At 38.3% G+C, this 17,550-nt stretch carries 19 protein-coding genes; all 19 read left to right on the plus strand.

The window, feature by feature from the left end; all coding sequences use genetic code 11:
- Positions 1 to 8: 8 nt before the first annotated feature.
- Entirely contained in the window at positions 9 to 2,042 is a 2,034-nt protein-coding gene (gene flhA, locus AN161_RS10075; protein WP_053594223.1) for a flagellar biosynthesis protein FlhA, read from the plus strand.
- Complete coding sequence (flhF, locus tag AN161_RS10080; RefSeq protein ID WP_053594224.1) at positions 2,039 to 3,235, plus strand: flagellar biosynthesis protein FlhF; 1,197 nt, start codon at positions 2,039 to 2,041, stop codon at positions 3,233 to 3,235. The genes flhA and flhF overlap by 4 nt, the downstream gene beginning before the upstream one ends.
- Entirely contained in the window at positions 3,232 to 4,107 is an 876-nt protein-coding gene (locus AN161_RS10085; RefSeq protein ID WP_053594225.1) for a MinD/ParA family protein, read from the plus strand. The genes flhF and AN161_RS10085 overlap by 4 nt, the downstream gene beginning before the upstream one ends.
- Complete coding sequence (locus AN161_RS10090) at positions 4,108 to 5,262, plus strand: chemotaxis response regulator protein-glutamate methylesterase (protein ID WP_075807215.1); 1,155 nt, start codon at positions 4,108 to 4,110, stop codon at positions 5,260 to 5,262.
- Between the two features lie 15 nt (positions 5,263 to 5,277).
- Positions 5,278 to 7,350, plus strand: a complete 2,073-nt coding sequence (locus AN161_RS10095; RefSeq protein WP_053594226.1) for a chemotaxis protein CheA — start codon at positions 5,278 to 5,280, stop codon at positions 7,348 to 7,350.
- 27 nt (positions 7,351 to 7,377) lie between these two features.
- Complete coding sequence (locus tag AN161_RS10100; protein ID WP_053594227.1) at positions 7,378 to 7,824, plus strand: chemotaxis protein CheW; 447 nt, start codon at positions 7,378 to 7,380, stop codon at positions 7,822 to 7,824.
- Positions 7,825 to 7,833: 9 nt separating this feature from the next.
- Complete coding sequence (locus AN161_RS10105) at positions 7,834 to 8,466, plus strand: chemotaxis protein CheC (protein WP_053594228.1); 633 nt, start codon at positions 7,834 to 7,836, stop codon at positions 8,464 to 8,466.
- Between the two features lie 3 nt (positions 8,467 to 8,469).
- A complete protein-coding gene (locus tag AN161_RS10110) occupies positions 8,470 to 8,973 on the plus strand; it encodes a chemotaxis protein CheD (protein ID WP_053594559.1) in 504 nt (167 codons plus the stop codon).
- Positions 8,973 to 9,347: a hypothetical protein gene (locus AN161_RS10115; protein ID WP_053594229.1), complete on the plus strand. Its 375-nt coding sequence runs from the start codon at positions 8,973 to 8,975 to the stop codon at positions 9,345 to 9,347. Before AN161_RS10110 ends, AN161_RS10115 begins: the two co-directional genes overlap by 1 nt.
- Positions 9,348 to 9,778: 431 nt before the next feature.
- Positions 9,779 to 10,549 (plus strand): FliA/WhiG family RNA polymerase sigma factor, encoded by a 771-nt coding sequence (locus tag AN161_RS10120; RefSeq protein WP_053594230.1) that lies wholly within the window; start codon positions 9,779 to 9,781, stop codon positions 10,547 to 10,549.
- Between the two features lie 36 nt (positions 10,550 to 10,585).
- Positions 10,586 to 10,894, plus strand: a complete 309-nt coding sequence (locus tag AN161_RS10125; protein ID WP_053594231.1) for a hypothetical protein — start codon at positions 10,586 to 10,588, stop codon at positions 10,892 to 10,894.
- A gap of 9 nt (positions 10,895 to 10,903) precedes the next feature.
- Positions 10,904 to 11,464 (plus strand): hypothetical protein, encoded by a 561-nt coding sequence (locus AN161_RS10130; RefSeq protein WP_053594232.1) that lies wholly within the window; start codon positions 10,904 to 10,906, stop codon positions 11,462 to 11,464.
- Between the two features lie 157 nt (positions 11,465 to 11,621).
- On the plus strand, positions 11,622 to 12,341 hold the full coding sequence (rpsB, locus tag AN161_RS10135; protein ID WP_049668466.1) for a 30S ribosomal protein S2: 720 nt from the start codon (positions 11,622 to 11,624) through the stop codon (positions 12,339 to 12,341).
- Positions 12,342 to 12,442: 101 nt separating this feature from the next.
- Positions 12,443 to 13,330: a translation elongation factor Ts gene (tsf, locus tag AN161_RS10140; RefSeq protein WP_053594233.1), complete on the plus strand. Its 888-nt coding sequence runs from the start codon at positions 12,443 to 12,445 to the stop codon at positions 13,328 to 13,330.
- A gap of 219 nt (positions 13,331 to 13,549) precedes the next feature.
- Complete coding sequence (locus tag AN161_RS10145; protein WP_053594234.1) at positions 13,550 to 13,837, plus strand: hypothetical protein; 288 nt, start codon at positions 13,550 to 13,552, stop codon at positions 13,835 to 13,837.
- A 186-nt stretch (positions 13,838 to 14,023) separates the two neighbouring features.
- A complete protein-coding gene (pyrH, locus tag AN161_RS10150) occupies positions 14,024 to 14,749 on the plus strand; it encodes a UMP kinase (protein ID WP_053594235.1) in 726 nt (241 codons plus the stop codon).
- On the plus strand, positions 14,749 to 15,306 hold the full coding sequence (gene frr, locus AN161_RS10155; protein WP_053594236.1) for a ribosome recycling factor: 558 nt from the start codon (positions 14,749 to 14,751) through the stop codon (positions 15,304 to 15,306). Before pyrH ends, frr begins: the two co-directional genes overlap by 1 nt.
- 604 nt (positions 15,307 to 15,910) lie before the next feature.
- Entirely contained in the window at positions 15,911 to 16,705 is a 795-nt protein-coding gene (locus tag AN161_RS10160) for an isoprenyl transferase (protein WP_053594237.1), read from the plus strand.
- Positions 16,702 to 17,499, plus strand: coding sequence for a phosphatidate cytidylyltransferase (locus AN161_RS10165; protein WP_053594238.1), 798 nt, complete (start codon positions 16,702 to 16,704; stop codon positions 17,497 to 17,499). Before AN161_RS10160 ends, AN161_RS10165 begins: the two co-directional genes overlap by 4 nt.
- The last annotated feature ends 51 nt before the right edge of the window (positions 17,500 to 17,550 follow it).

The following is a 17,550-nucleotide window of genomic DNA, read 5'->3' on the forward strand; positions in this document are numbered from 1 at the left end:
GGACACAAATGAAAGTTCGCGATATAGGGGTATTAGGTGCGGTTATTTTAATCGTTGCGATGCTCATCATCCCTCTTCCTCCGTGGATGTTAAGTTTCTTAATCGTCATTAATATTACATTAGGATTAATAGTACTTTTAACAGCAATGAGTATGAAGGAAGCGTTAGACTTTTCTATTTTCCCCTCAGTTATTTTACTGTTAACCTTGTTCCGACTCGGACTGAGCGTTTCCACAACACGTGCCATTTTAGCAACTGGAGATGCTGGTGCTGTTGTTGAAACCTTTGGTGATTTCGTAGTCGGTGGGAATGTTCTTGTTGGTTTAGTTGTATTCTTAATTCTTGTGCTAATTCAGTTTATCGTTATTACAAAAGGAGCGGAGCGTGTAGCAGAAGTAGCAGCACGTTTCACACTTGATGCGATGCCAGGTAAACAAATGAGTATTGATGCTGACTTAAATGCAGGAGTTATTTCTGAGCGGGAAGCACGTGAACGACGCGACAAAGTAGCCGGTGAAGCGGACTTCTACGGAGCGATGGATGGTGCCACAAAATTCGTAAAAGGGGATGCCATTGCCTCAATGGTCATGGTTATTATCAACTTATTATTTGGTATCATCATCGGTGTTGTGCAGATGGGTCTTCCATTTGCAGAGGCAGCAAATCATTTTTCTAAGTTAACAGTGGGCGATGGTATTGTCTCACAAATTCCTGCGCTACTGATCTCTACAGCGACAGGGATTGTTGTAACACGTGCATCTTCTAAGGGAAGTCTTGGTGAAGATATTACAGGGCAACTCTTTGCCCAAGCAAAACTGCTCTATGTAGCAGGTGGTACAATTGTTTTACTTGGATTATTTACGCCAATCCCTAACTGGGTAACACTTCCAATTGGTATTTCACTAATTGCTGGCGCTTATATGATGGAACATAAGAAACCAGAGGATGAAGAAGAATTACTTGAAATTGAGGAAGAAGTGGCAACAGACGGCATGAAGAGCCCTGAAAACGTTGTGAATTTATTAAATGTGGACCCAATCGAGTTTGAATTTGGCTATGGTTTAATCCCGTTAGTAGATGCTGCTCAAGGCGGCGATTTATTAGATCGAGTTATCATGATACGTCGACAGTTAGCATTAGAATTAGGGATTGTCATTCCAGTTGTACGTATTCGTGACAATATTCAATTACAACCAAATGAATATCGAATTAAAATAAAGGGTAACGAAATGGCGCGTGGTGAACTGCTGCTTGATCATTATTTAGCAATGAGTCCAGGAGATGATGATTCTATCGAGGGTATTGATACTGTTGAGCCGTCATTTGGTCTACCTGCTAAGTGGATTACTGAGCAAGTGAAAGAGGATGCCGAAATGTTCGGCTATACGGTTGTTGATCCACCGAGCGTTGTGTCGACCCACTTAACGGAAATGATTCGTGCCAATGCTCATGAATTGCTCGGTCGTCAAGAGACGAAGCAGCTAATCGATCATTTACGCGAAACACATCCAATTTTAGTCGAAGAACTGACACCTACACCATTATCAACAGGTGAAATTCAAAAAGTACTGGGTAAACTTCTACGAGAAAATGTTTCAGTCCGAAATTTACCAATTATTTTTGAAGCGCTAGCTGACTATGCAAAATTAACGAGCGATGCCGATATTTTGACTGAGTATGTACGTCAAGCATTAGCACGTCAGATTACGTCTCAATACGTAGGGGACAGTTCGTCATTGAAGGTCATAACTGTTTCAGGTAAAGTAGAGAAAATGATTGCTGATAGTATTCAGCAAACTGATCACGGAAATTACTTAGCGATGGATCCACAAGATTCTCAAACTGTCTTGGAGACCATTGCTGCAGAAGTAGAGCGCGTTTCCTTTATGGAGCAATCTGCAATTATCTTATGCTCTCCAGCAGTTCGTATGTATTTACGTCAACTAACGGAGCGTTATTTCCCGCAAATTCCAGTTCTATCATACAATGAACTTGATGCTACGGTTGAAATTCAAAGTGTTGGGGTGGTGAATGTTGAATGAAAATGAAAAAATATTATGCATCCTCCATACCAGAAGCGATGAAGCTTGTGCGTGCTGAATTAGGTGAGGACGCAGTCATTCTGAATTCAAAAGTAGTAATTACAAAGAAGTTTTTTGGAATCATTAAAAAGAAAAGTTTTGAGGTTGTTGCAGGGATCGATTCAATGGAGCCAAGTAATACGGCTCCAGCACCTGTAGCTTTACCTATAACAACACCTAAAAAAGAAAATGCAAGGCTACAAGAAATTTCGAATGCTGTTCAAGCTAAAATACACCAAGTACAGCCACAGCATGATGCGACCTTACATGAGGAAACTGGCATTTCTGAAGATTTGAGGAGGGAAATTGCAGATTTAAAATCTTTAATGCATTCCATGCATAAGAAGACTATCCAAGATCAATATCCCGATGAACTCTTACCCTTCATTGAATACTTGAGACAGCAGGAGCTAAGTGAGGAGCTCATCACAACGATTGGTGATGAGCTTTTTATGCATTTCAGAGAAGCGTCAGAAATTAATTTTTCTCAATGTAAGATGATTACGAAAAATTTATTGCGCAAAGAGCTAGAAAATCTCCCAGTCGGAGGCTTATCCTACGAAAAGAAATATATTAATGTTTTAGGACCAACAGGTGTCGGAAAAACCACGACAATTGCTAAAATGGCAGCTAGAGCAGTTTTAGAGAAAAAGAAAAAAATAGGATTTATTACGACAGATACTTATAGGATTGCCGCAATTGAGCAATTAAAAACGTATGCTGGACTGTTGCAAGCACCTGTTGAAATTGCCTATAATGCCACAGATTTTGAACAAGCAATCCAACGATTGGCCCATCTAGATTTAGTGTTTATAGATACAGCAGGCCGCAATTATAAAGAGGTAAAATATGTAGATGATTTACAGCGTCTCATAAAATTTGATGATCAAGCAGAGTCCTTCTTAGTACTTGCCATGACAACGAAAGAAAAGGACATGGCAAACATTGTGGAGCAATTTAAGCAATTACCAATTGAAAAATTCATTTTTACAAAGATTGATGAAACAAATTCTATTGGCACAATGATTAATTTAATGATTAAATATAATAAAGGACTTGCTTACTACACGAATGGTCAAGAAGTACCAGAAGATATTGACGAAGCTGATCTAGAAGCAGTACTAAATATGTTTTTCCAAGGTGAAGAAAAATGAGAGACCAAGCTGAAACATTACGCTTGAAAATGTTGGGGCAGCAAGGCGGATTAGGTAGGTCAATCGCGGTTGTAAGTGGCAAAGGTGGGGTTGGTAAAAGCAACTTCACAATGAATTTTGCAACTACATTGGCCAATAAAGGGAAAAAGGTTGCAATCGTTGATATGGATATTGGTATGGGTAATATCAATATTTTAATTGGAAAAAATGTTTCTTATAGTTTAAAAGATTACTTGGAAGGTAATAAGTTACTAGATGAGGTAATATTTGAGGGTCCTTACGGTTTAAAGTGTATTTCAGGTGGGTCAGGTATGTCGGGTGTCCTAGAATGGTCAGAGGTGATGTTTGAGCGGCTCATTCATGCATTTGAGCAGCTTCAAAAAAGCTTTGATTACATCTTATTTGATATGGGGGCAGGGGCTACTAGCTGGTCATTAGATTTACTAGTCTCCATAGATGAAATCATTGTTTTATCAACAGCAGAGCCAACCTCTATTACAGATGCATATTCGATGATGAAATATATTTATATGCGAGATGCGGACAAGCAATTTTATATACTTTGTAACCGTGCTTATAGTAAAGAAGAAGGAATAGAAACCAATGAACGACTAAAGCGTACGATGGAACGTTTTTTGGACAAAGAGGTTACTATATTAGGCTCATTACCAGAAGATCCTGTAGTGCGTAAGGCTGTGCGTGAGCAAGTACCTTTTTCACTTGCTTATCCAGACGCACTTATTTCAAAGACACTTCAACTCATTGTGGCACGTTTTATGGAACATCGTGCAGAGGAAGTTCATGCACATGATCAGTCAGCGGGTAAATTCTTATCTAAATTAAGAAGTATTTTTTCGAAAGGGCGTGATTAATTGGACTTTTTACATAAAAGCAAGCTTTTAGTTGTTGATGATTCTGCTTTTATGAGAAAGCTAATTAGTGACTTTTTTGTTGGCAACTCGAAGGTTGAAGTAGTTGGAACAGCACGAAATGGGAAAGATGCGATTAAAAAAATTCAAACATTGCAGCCAACAGTTGTGACAATGGATATTGAGATGCCTGAAATGAATGGGCTTGATGCTTTAAAAGAAATTATGACTATATGTCCAGTACCTGTTGTTATGCTCTCTAGTACAACTCAACGAGGAGCTGAAAATGCATTAACAGCAATTGAATTTGGGGCAGTAGATTTTGTCGCGAAACCGAGCGGAACAATTTCTCTTGATTTACATAAAATCCAAACGGAACTTGTCCACAAGGTTGAACAAGCATCATTGGTACCTATTTCAAAATTGAAGAAACCTTCTGGTAGTAAAAGACAACAAGAACCTGCATTAAATGCGAGTACCATTAAAAGAGAATCATTTAGTGAAGGAAGGATGACTCCTTCTGTCAATGTTTCTCCTACAAGGGTAGATCTATCAAAACCACGTGTGGAATGGAGTAAAGTGGGTAAAAAAATTGTGCTAATTGGTACTTCCACTGGTGGACCAAGAGCGTTACAAGAAGTCATTACAAAAATCCCTAAATCAATTCAAGCACCAATTTTAATTGTCCAGCACATGCCAGCAGGATTTACAAAATCTCTTGCTACTCGTCTTGATCAATTGAGCGAGATTACAGTAAAGGAAGCTGAGCAAGGAGATATTCTCCAAAATGGAGTGGCGTATATTGCACCTGGTGGGTATCATTTAAAACTTAGAAAAGTAGGTACCACCTTTGGCATAGTCATTGATAATAATGAACCACCTAGATCTGGACATCGACCTTCTGTAGATGTGATGTTCGAAGATGTGAGCCAATTTAAAGATTTTGATAAAGTGGCAGTTATTATGACAGGTATGGGCCATGACGGCTCTGATGGACTAAAATCACTGAAAAGCACCGGAAATGTGATTGCAATCGCTGAGTCAGCTGAAACTTGCATAGTGTATGGTATGCCGAAAGCAGCAGTGGAAACGCAGCTTGTCGATGAAGTTGCAGATGTAGATGATATTGCACAAACAATAATGAAATATTTGCCTTAAAAGGGGTGTCCTCTTATGGAAGTCAATCAATATTTAGAGATGTTTATCGAAGAAAGTAAAGAGCATTTACAAGCATGTAATGAACATTTATTAGAACTAGAAAAAAATCCAGATGATTTGGCGATTGTTGGAGAAATTTTCCGCTCTGCACATACATTAAAAGGTATGTCTGCGACAATGGGCTTTGAAGATTTAGCAGATTTAACTCATAAAATGGAAAATGTATTGGATGCAATCCGAAACGAGAAAATCCATGTATCTCCTGAGATTTTAGATGTTGTCTTTGAGTCTGTAGACCATCTAGAAGAAATGGTGATGGACATTGCGAATGGTGGAGATGGAAAGCGTGATGTATCTTCAACTGTAGCTCAATTAAAGCGTATTGAATTAGGTGAGGAAGCGATTCCTGAAGTAGTAGCAACTACTGAAACGCAAACCTCTGCTGTAACAAGTGTTTTAGAGTATGACGGCTTTGAACAAACAGTTATTTCACAATCTGCTGAACAAGGTTTCAATGCATTTGAAATTTCAGTGAGATTACGTGAGGATTGTCTTTTAAAAGCAGCACGTGTATTCATGGTGTTTGAGATTTTAGAAAAAGATGGGGATGTTATTAAATCAAATCCATCTGTAGAAAAGCTTGAAGATGAACAGTTCGATCAACAATTTTATGTAGCTTTCGTGACAAAAGAATCTGCTGAAGATATGCAGAAAAAGATTATGAAAGTTTCAGAAGTTGAAGAAGTGATTGTCGCAACTATCGAACAAAAACAATATAGTGAAAATGAACAAGCAATTCAAGAAGTAGCAGCACCAGCTACAGCAACAGTAGAAGCGGAGGCTAAACCTGCTACTACACCTGAAAACAATACACCAGCACCTAAACCTGCAAAAGCAGCGGCTCCTGCTAAGAATGATAAGAGTCATGCGCCTGTTGGTAATAAAACAATTCGTGTTAATATCGAGCGTCTTGATATATTAATGAACTTATTTGAAGAGCTTGTTATAGATCGAGGACGACTACAATCTATTGCAACTGAGGTTAATCATGGAGAGTTAAATGAAACAGTAGAGCGCATGAGCCGCGTCATGGGTGACTTACAAACAATTATTTTAACAATGCGTATGGTTCCGGTTGAAACAGTATTCAATCGCTTCCCGAAAATGATTCGTCAGCTGTCTCGTGATTTAAACAAGAAAATTAACCTTGAAATTATCGGTGCTGAAACAGAGCTAGACCGTACTGTAATCGATGAAATTGGAGATCCACTTGTTCATTTAATCCGTAATTCTGTCGACCACGGTATAGAAAATCCTACAGCTCGCCGTGCAAAAGGCAAGCCAGAAGAAGGAACGGTTGTACTGCGTGCTTACCATAGTGGTAACTATGTCTTTATTGAAATTGAAGATGATGGAGCAGGTATTAACCGTGAAAAAGTACTAGCGAAAGCAATTTCTAAAGGTATCGTTACACAAGAACAATCATACTCAATGTCAGATAAGCAAATCAATGAGCTTATTTTAGCCTCTGGGTTCTCAACGGCAGATGTCATTTCTGACGTATCAGGCCGAGGCGTTGGTTTAGACGTTGTTAAAACAACAATTGAATCATTAGGTGGAAATATTTCAATTGAATCTACACAAGATGTAGGCTCAATATTCTCTATTCAACTACCACTGACATTATCGATTATTTCAGTAATGCTAGTGGAAATCGAAAAAGAGATTTATGCAATTCCACTATCATCAATTATTGAGACTTCAATTATCCGTTCATCAGAAATTATGAATGCGCATAATCAAAAAGTAATCGACTTCCGTGGCAAAGTGGTACCACTAGTATTCTTAGAAGAAATCTTCGAGGTACCTCGCAAAGAACCACAGGATGACGAATTCCATTCAGTAGTCATCGTTCGAAAAGGTGAGAAGCTTGCTGGTTTAGTTGTAGATTCATTCATTGGCCAACAAGAAATTGTGCTGAAATCATTAGGAAATTACTTAACGAATATCTTTGCAATTTCAGGTGCAACAATTTTAGGTAACGGGAAAGTAGCCTTAATTGTGGATTGTAACGCACTTATTAAATAAGGTGAATGAATAAGAGAGGTGTAAACAATGACAAACGCAGTGGAACAAGAAAGTATTAAAGTGATTGTTTTTCAATTAGCAGATAAAGAATATGCGATTCCAGTGTCACATGTACAAGGTATTGAAAAACTAATGCATATTACGCGTGTACCAAAAACGGCGAAATATGTAAAAGGTGTTATAAACCTACGAGGTGTCGTAACACCAATTGTAGATTTACGGGAACGATTTGAATTACCTATCTCTGAGCATGAAGAAACAACTCGCATTATCATTATTTCATTAGAGGATATGGAAGTAGGCTTCGTAGTAGACTCTGCAAATGATGTTTTAGACATCCCTGCAAACGCAATTGAACCACAACCAGAAGTAGTGGGCTCACTTGAAGAGGAGTTTATTTCAGGAGTGGCTAAAATAGATAAGCGATTATTAATTTTACTGCATTTAGAGAAAGTACTAAATCCACTAAAGTAGGGATCGATAATGACATACAATCAAAAGATTACATCACTACATTTAGACGTATTTAAAGAAATTGGAAATATTGGTGCTGCGCATGCTGCGACAGCACTCTCCAATTTACTTGGTAAAAAAATTGATATGCGAGTACCAAAGGTTGAAATGGTATCATTTAATGACATGATGGAGCTTGCTGGCGGTTCTGAAAATGTCGTTGTTGGAATCTATCTGCGCATCGAAGGTGATGCTGAAGGTAGTATGTTCTTTATCCTGCCAATTGAGCAAGCAAATCGTTTTATCCGTCGTCTCATATTTGATGAATCATTCGACTTTAAAAAGCGGCCTGTTTCAGAGCTAGGTTTATCAGCAATGCAGGAAATGGGTAACATTTTATCTGGCTCTTATTTATCGGCGTTATCTGACTTTACAAATTTAAAAATTTATCCGACTGTGCCAGGACTAAGTGTTGACATGTTTGGTGCCATTATTAGTATTGGCTTGATTGAATTATCACACGTTAGCGATAATGTTATCGTCATAAATACATCCATTTTTGAAGACGGTGTAGAGGATCAAGAAACCGTAAGAGGACATTTCTTCTTATTACCAGACCCAGACTCATTTGATGCTATTTTTAAAGCATTAGGAGTTTCATAGATGATGCTAAACAGTAGTAATGGGCAAGTTATAAAAGTTGGAATTGCACAAATGGATGTAGTAAAGTTGCCAAACACAATAAGAACATCAGGTCTTGGGTCTTGTGTAGGTGTTATTTTATATGATGAGTCAAAAAAAATTGCTGGTTTAATACATGTGATGTTGCCAGATTCGAGTCTAGGTAGACAAGAGTCAATAAATGTGGCTAAATTTGCTGACACAGGCATTGCAGCAATGATTGACTTATTAAAGTTAGAGGGCGTTCAAAAATTCAAGCTAAAGGCAAAAATTGCGGGCGGTGCGCAGATGTTTCAATTTACTTCAGATAAAGACTCCATGCGTATCGGCCCGCGTAATGTAGAAGCTGTAAAGCATGAGCTAAAGCGTCATGGAATTCTTTTAGTTGCCGAAGACACGGGTGGTAATAGTGGTAGAACAATTGAATTTAATCCTGCGACGTCGACATTACATATTCGAACGGTTAACCAAGGAGTGAGCGAAATATAATGTTTGGTTCTATTTTTTATAACCTATGGGGAGCGTTAATTGCCTTTTCTATATATTTTTTTAGTACATTTCAAAAACCTATTACACCGCTACGTATTATCATAGGATCATTTGTAGCGGGGATACTTGTGTTTTTCGTCATGTATATTGTAAGGTTTTTAATTGCCTATGTTTTATTCACACCAGAGAGCAATGAAGATGTCGTTGAAGGTGAGCTTGAAGATAACGAATCTGACAATCGCAATGAAGAAGATCAAGAAACACCGACGGCTAACTCAACCGTTGAGTTTCAAGATGAAAGCTCAGATGAAATTGCACAGGTTGTACGAACGATGATGGATCATGAGGATGATCTGCAAGTAAATAATGCTTAAAAATGGGAGTCGCGAGTAGCGGCTCTTTTTAATGTTAAGGAAACTATAAATTTTTTGCCTGTGGAGGATGTAAACGAGTGCTTTAGCGCATTGTTCTGTTTTATCGGAAAGATTTCGAGGTTTATCGGAACGATTTTATATTTTATCGGAAAGATTCTAAGATTTATCGGAATGATTTCTGTTTTTATCGGAATAATTTTTAGTAGTTATCTAGTTTCTTAAGGAATATTGACTATGTCCAAACTAAAAAATGCCCGACACATAAATTTAAAGAATCTGTGATAGAGTAGGAGAAACAAATGAAATTATAGTCGATTCTTGTTATAATATAGGAAAGAATTACATTGGTTTATGTTGAAAAAATATCAAGGTAAATATAAGACAGTGGCAAACAGGCGCGTAAATGCGTTTTTCTTAGAGAGGTGGATTACATGACACAACCAATTCTGAACGATGAACAAAAGCTGTGGAACCGCTGGATATATGAACGTGATCCAGATGCTGGTGATTTACTAATAAAAAAATATATTTCTCTAGTATCTTATCATGTACAACGCATTGGTGCGAGTTTACCAAAAAGTGTATCACGAGATGATTTAACGAGCTTAGGTATGGTAGGACTTTTTGATGCGTTGAATAAATTTGATATTAATCGAGACTTGAAATTTGATACATATGCTTCTTTTAGAGTAAGAGGAGCCATTATTGATGGTTTACGTAAGGAAGATTGGTTGCCACGTTCTGCACGTGAGAAGGCGAAAAAATTAGATGCACAGATTGAACAGTTAGAACAAAAATATATGCGTCATGTAACACCTGAGGAGCTTGCTGAGCATATGGCTTTACCCGTTGAAGAAGTTTACCAAACTGTACAGGAACATTTCTTTTCAAATGTTCTTTCCATTAATGAACAGCAAGATCAAGATGAAACTGAAGGAAAGTCATTTGTTATCCGTGATGATACGACTAAGACACCTGAGCAAGCTGTTGTTAAGGCGGAACTACTGGAGGATTTAGCTGAAAATATCCAAAAGCTCAATGATAAAGAACAGCTAGTGCTTAGTTTGTTTTATACTGAGGAATTGACATTAACAGAAATTGGCGAAATGCTTGAACTATCGACATCACGTATTTCACAAATCCACTCTAAGGCGCTATTAAAGCTACGAAAGTTATTATCCAATGAAATGATTAATGCCTAATAATCGTCTATACATACCGTAGAAGGAGGGAGTCTCATGAGTTTAAAGGGTGTCGAACTACAAATAGCTATTCCAAAAACATTTGAAGCGGGGAAAATGGCAGATCAGGCACAACAACAAACTTTGGCTCAGCAAGCACATGCAAATGAAGCGTTAAAAAAAGAAATAGAACGCAAGCAAAAAGTTGTGAATACCTCAGAGGGTATGGATGAGATTAGTGAGGATGAAGAAGCAGGTGGTGAGTACATCAAAGGTACTCGAAAAAAGAAAAATAAGGATGACGAGAAGCGAGAGAAGCAGGCGCAGCATCCGTTTAAGGGGAATTTCGTGGATTTTAGTGGATAGGAGTTTATTATGACAATCATACTAATTGCGGTTCTATTTATTTTACAGCTACTTTCATTTTATTTCCTCATCATCTTAAATACAAAACTAGCAAAATTTAAGGATTTAGAAATAAAGCAAGAACGTTTAATGCGTGAAATGGATGATACTATAAGTGTCTATTTAGCTGAAGTGAAAGATGAAAATAATCGCTTGATTGAAGAATTACAAAGCGTTTCAACGACTCAAGTTAAAACTGTTCTACAGGATGAGCAAATTATGTCAACAAAAGAACAAATAGAGGTAGAAAAAACAAAAGAAGCATCTTCCAATCTAGATAGTGAAACTCGTATATATGTACCTAAAAACATAGTAGCAAATGCTTATTCTCGCCATCAACAGTCAGGAAATAAGTCGGTACAATCTACATCACAAACAGACAAAGCAATACCAATGGAAGAGCCAAAGCCTCTTACTATAGAACAACAAGCTGTCCAGTTGGCGAAACAAGGAAAAACATCAGAGGAAATTGCGAAGCAGCTTCAAAAAGGAAAAACAGAAATCGAGCTTTTATTGAAATTTCATAGCTAAAACAGTTGCGAATGGTGTGAAGCTATGATATAGTTGCAAATGGTGTTATTAATACACACGCATTTTGATGTAGTAAGTGGTGCTCTAAGTCTAGAGTAGCTTGTTGCAAGTGATAAATGCGGAGGATAAAAACCAAACATACTAGGAGGAAATACACATGTCAGTAATTTCTATGAAACAATTACTTGAAGCTGGTGTACATTTCGGTCACCAAACTCGTCGTTGGAACCCAAAAATGAAGAAATATATCTTCGTTGAGCGTAACGGGATCTACATCATCGACTTACAAAAAACTGTTAAAAAATTAGAGGAAGCTTATGACTTCATGCGTCAAGTTGGTCAAGACGGTGGTAAAGTTCTTTTCGTTGGTACGAAAAAACAAGCACAAGAAGCGATCAAAGATGAAGCTGAACGTTCAGGCAACTACTACATCAACCAACGTTGGTTAGGTGGTACTCTTACAAACTTCGGTACAATTCAAAAACGTGTTGCACGTATGAAAGCAATCGAAAAAATGGAAGAAGACGGAACTTTTGAAGTTCTACCTAAAAAAGAAGTAATCCAACTTAAAAAAGAACACGAACGTCTAATCAAATTCTTAGGCGGTATCCGTGATATGCACGCTCTTCCAGACGTAATGTTCGTGGTTGACCCACGTAAAGAACGCATTGCTGTTGCAGAAGCTATTAAATTAAACATCCCTCTAGTAGGTATTGTTGATACAAACTGTGATCCAGATGAAATCGACTACGTAATTCCTGCTAATGATGATGCTATTCGCGCTGTTAAACTTTTAACTGCTAAAATGGCTGACGCTTTAATCGAGTCAAAACAAGGTGAAGAAGAAGCTCCAGCTGTAGAAGCTGCTGCTGAGTAATTCACGTTTACAAAAAGGTGATAAGTGGCTCAGGACCCTTATCACCTTTTTTAGAACCTATCACTAAAATTTGTACAACCAATTTGAGGAGGAAACACTAAATGGCAAACATTACTGCACAATTAGTAAAAGAATTACGTGAAAAAACTGGCGCTGGAATGATGGATTGTAAAAAAGCGTTAGTACAAACTGATGGCGATATTGATGCTGCAATCGATTTCCTACGTGAAAAAGGTCTTTCTTCAGCTGCTAAAAAAGCTGACCGTATCGCTGCAGAAGGTACAACTTTCATTTTAGAACAAGGTAACGAAGCAATCATCCTTGAAGTAAATGCTGAAACAGATTTCGTTTCTAAAAACGATAAATTCCAAGTATTAGTTGCTTCTTTAGCTGAGCAATTACTTGCTGCTAAACCTGCAACAGTAGAAGCTGCTTTAGAGCTTGCAAATGCTGAAGGTGTGAAAATTGCTGACCAAATTTCAACTGCAGTTGCAACAATCGGTGAAAAAATCACTCTTCGTCGTTTCGAAGTGAAAACAAAAACTGATGCAGATGCATTCGGTTCTTATTTACACATGGGCGGTCGTATCGGTGTGTTAGTTTCTTTAGAAGGTTCTACAGATGCTGCTGCTGCAAAAGACGTTGCTATGCATATCGCAGCTATTAACCCTACTTACGTTTCTCGCGATGAAGTTTCTGCAGATGAAGTTGAACGTGAGCGTAAAGTATTAACTGAACAAGCTCTTAACGAAGGTAAACCAGAAAACATCGTAGCAAAAATGGTTGAAGGTCGTCTTGGTAAATACTTCGAAGAGGTTTGCTTACTTGACCAAACATTCGTTAAAAACTCAGATCAAAAAGTACGTGATTTCGTTGCATCAACTGGCGGTTCTGTAAATGGTTTCGTACGTTATGCTGTAGGTGAAGGTATCGAAAAACGTGAAGATAACTTTGCTGAAGAAGTAATGAGCCAAGTTAAAGGTAACTAATTTAGCTTGCATTTGATCTTAATCAAATAATATCTAGATTTTCTAGAAAAAAATGGGGAACACAACATAGCGTGTTCCCTATTTTTCCGAAATGAGCGAAAAAAAGATATAATTGGCTCATTAGCAAAAGTTGTGGCTGATATTTGTTAAAAATGTATGCTATTTATATAAGTTGATTGGGGTGAAGGCTGGGCGACTCCTTGGGGATCAGCGTCACAGATGAGACCTTGGAATGAAGCGGATAGGGGAATGAAGGCTAAAAGTATCACGTCCTGTGATAACGCCTTCATGACCAACCTCGTGTTGGCCCGACGCCCCCAGGAAGCTCTGCGCGAAAGCGAAGCGTCAGCGGCAATGTTTTATCTGTGCGAAAGCGAAGCGACAGCAACAATGTTTTATCTGCGCGAAAGCGAAGCGTCAGCGGCAATGTTTTATCTGTGCGAAAGCGAAGCGACAGCAACAATGTTTTATCTGTGCGAAAGCGAAGCGACAGCAACAATGTTTTAACTGTGCGAAAGCGAAGCGACAGCAACAACAAAGCGCCCAGCGGGAACGGAAATCAACCAACTTTATGGTGTAATGAGCCATATAATTTTCTATTTTGCCTTATTCATAACTAGCAATTATTGTTATTTATACTATAATGGAAAAGGGAATAGAGTTGTTTTAAATAAAGTCTGACGGAGGTTTACAATGAGTGTGCCACAATATAAACGAGTAGTTATAAAATTAAGTGGTGAAGCGTTAGCTGGAGAAGCGGGCTTCGGTTTATCACCAAAAATAATCAAGTCTGTTGCAGAAGAAGTAAAAGAAGTAGTAGATCTTGATGTAGAAGTTGCTGTTGTTGTAGGTGGCGGTAATATATGGCGCGGAAAAATCGGTAGTGAAATGGGGATGGATCGTGCAGCAGCCGACTATATGGGAATGCTAGCAACGGTTATGAACTCCTTAGCTTTACAAGATGCCCTTGAAAAATTAGGAATTGAAACACGTGTACAATCTTCAATTGTGATGACACAAGTAGCAGAGCCATATATTCGCCGTAAAGCAGTTCGTCATCTAGAGAAAAAACGTGTAGTAATTTTTGCAGCAGGTACAGGTAACCCATTCTTCTCTACTGATACTACAGCTGCGTTACGAGCGGCTGAAATCGACGCAGATGCGATTTTAATGGCGAAAAATAATGTAGATGGTGTTTATTCTGCAGATCCGAAAGTAGATGCAACTGCCGTTAAATATGATACACTCACTTACTTAGACGTTATTCAACAGGGCTTACAAGTAATGGATTCAACAGCTTCTACTTTATGTATGGATAACGATATTCCGTTAATTGTCTTCTCAATTACGGAACCAGGTAATATTAAACGTGCCGTACAAGGCGAGAAAATTGGAACAGTTGTTAGGAGGAATGTATAATGGCTAAACAAGTTTTAGAACAAGCTAAAGAAAAAATGAACAAAACAATTGCCGCTTTTTCACGTGAACTAGCTTCAATCCGTGCAGGTCGTGCAAATGCTTCTCTATTAGATCGTATTACGGTTGATTATTATGGTGCACCAACACCGATTAATCAGCTTGGAGGTGTTTCGGTACCAGAAGCGCGTTTATTAGTTATTACACCTTACGATAAAACAATCTTAGGTGAAATCGAAAAAGCGATTATGAAATCAGATATTGGTATTACACCAACAAATGATGGATCTGTTATTCGTTTAATGATCCCGGCTTTAACAGAAGAGCGTCGTAAAGATCTTGTGAAGCAAGTGAAAAAAGAAGCAGAGGATGCAAAAATCGCTGTACGTAATGTTCGTCGCGATGCTAATGATGATCTGAAAAAACTTGAAAAAGCTGGCGAAATCACAGAAGATGGTCTACGTGGCTACGGTGAAGATATTCAAAAATTAACGGATGAATTCATTGTTAAAGTAGATCAAGTAACGAAAGAAAAAGAAAAAGAAATTCTAGATGTGTAAGCAACTCGCTTTGTATGTCTATGATGGAACTTTTTGATGAGATGGAGGCGTCCTATATATCAGGACGTCTTTTCTCTTTACTGTTAAGTTATTATGTGAAAAATCTAGTGAAGCTTCATACATTCAAACCTGTAATTGTTTAACTTATTTCATCACCAAAAGTTGGGGATGAAATAAGTTAAAACATATGTCTCGTGGATAAGTTGATTGCAGTGGAGGCTGGGCGACTCCTTGGGGATTAGCAATAGAGGAACGAAGGCTAAGACCATCACGTCCTGTGATAACGCCTTCGTGACCAACATCGGTGCTGTCGCTGCGCTTTCGCACAAACAAAACCCTCTGCTGCCGCTGCGCTTTCGCGCAAAAAACATCTGTTGGCCCGAGACCCTGGAGCGCAAGTGAAGCGGCTCATCGGACGCCCCAGGAAAGCGCCAGTCGGAACGAAAATCAACCCCACGTTATGGTGAAAAGTCTAAAATGTGTGTAGTTCTAAAATGAGCTAGTCCATACATAGTCAATTTAGAGGGAAAAAAAAGACAAAAAGCGCTTTTTTTTGTTATGATAGGTTAGTATACGTCCGATTAGTTGTAGTGGGGGAGTTAGCATGTTTAAAAAGCTATTAGGTAAACAAATAAAAATGGATACACTATCATTGGAGGAACGTGTTGCCCTTGCTAAAAACGAGCCGATTCCTGCCCATGTAGCGATTATTATGGACGGAAATGGACGTTGGGCGAAGAAACGTGCCATGCCACGTGTTGCTGGTCACCATGAAGGTATGAAGACGGTACGAAAGGTAACTAGATTTGCATCAGATCTAGGTATTAAAGTTTTAACGGTGTATGCGTTCTCTACAGAAAATTGGAAGCGACCAAAACCAGAGGTCGATTTTCTAATGCGTCTACCTGTTGAATTTTTAGGTTCCTTTTTACCTGAAATGATGGAACGTAATGTACGTGTTGAAATGATTGGAGATCCATCTTTATTGCCTGCACATACACAAAAAGCATTGTATGAGGCGATGGAAGAGACGAAGCATAATACAGGGTTAATTTTGAACTTTGCCCTGAATTATGGAAGTCGTTCAGAAATGGTTGGTGCCATGAAAGCAATGCTTCAAAAGGTGCAGGACGGTCAATTAACGATGCAAGATTTAACAGAAGAATGCTTGACATCTCATTTAATGACGGCCCATCTGCCAGAGCCAGATCTATTAATTCGTACAAGTGGTGAAGTACGATTAAGTAACTTTATGTTATGGCAGCTCGCCTATACAGAATTTTGGTTTACAGATACATTGTGGCCAGATTTTAGTGAGGAAAACTTACTGGAAGCGGTGGAAAACTACCAGAAACGTAATCGCCGCTACGGTGGGTTGAAGGGAGAAGAAACAACTTGAAACAACGAATTATCACAGCAATAGTTGCAGCAGCGCTATTTATTCCATTCGTTATTTATGGAAAAGTGCCATTTACACTACTTGTGCTTGCAATGGCTGTTGTCGGCTTTTATGAAATACTAAAAATGAAAGGTATTTCACTTTTTTCAGTGCCTGGTTTTTTAGGGCTACTAACATTAATACTGCTTGTTATACCAAAGGACTGGTCAAGTAAGGTAGTAGATGCAATTGGCTATTCCTCCGATTTAATGGTTGTGTATGGTCTAATGATGCTATTGCTCATATACGTAGTCCTTGTAAAAAATAAAATTACATTTGATGAAGTTGCTTTTATTTTATTAGGAGCGTTTTATGTCGGGTTAGGCTTCCATTATTTAATCGAAACACGATATTACGGTCTAGAGTTTGTCGTATATTGTTTGCTTGTAGTTTGGACAACTGACTCAGGTGCATATTTTGTCGGAAGAAAACTTGGCAAAAATAAGCTATGGCCTGAAATCTCACCGAAGAAAACCGTGGAAGGTTTTGTGGGGGGAATTGTCATTGCAGTAATTTTTGCTGTCGCGATGCAAGCAATTTATCCATTTGCAAAGGGTTATGTCTCACTTATTTTCATCACAATCTTTGCGTCAATTATTGGCCAAATGGGTGATCTAGTGGAATCTGCTATAAAGCGTCATTTTGACGTAAAGGATTCAGGAAATATTTTACCTGGGCATGGCGGTATATTAGACCGCTTTGATAGTCTTTTATTCGTCGTGCCTTTACTACATTTTTTTCATACTTTTTGGTAGCTAGGAACTGTAGTAGTATTTCCTCTAATTAGAGTGGTTGAATAATCGTGC

The organism is Lysinibacillus sp. FJAT-14222 (assembly GCF_001278875.1).
Classification (GTDB): Bacteria; Bacillota; Bacilli; order Bacillales_A; family Planococcaceae; genus Lysinibacillus; species Lysinibacillus agricola.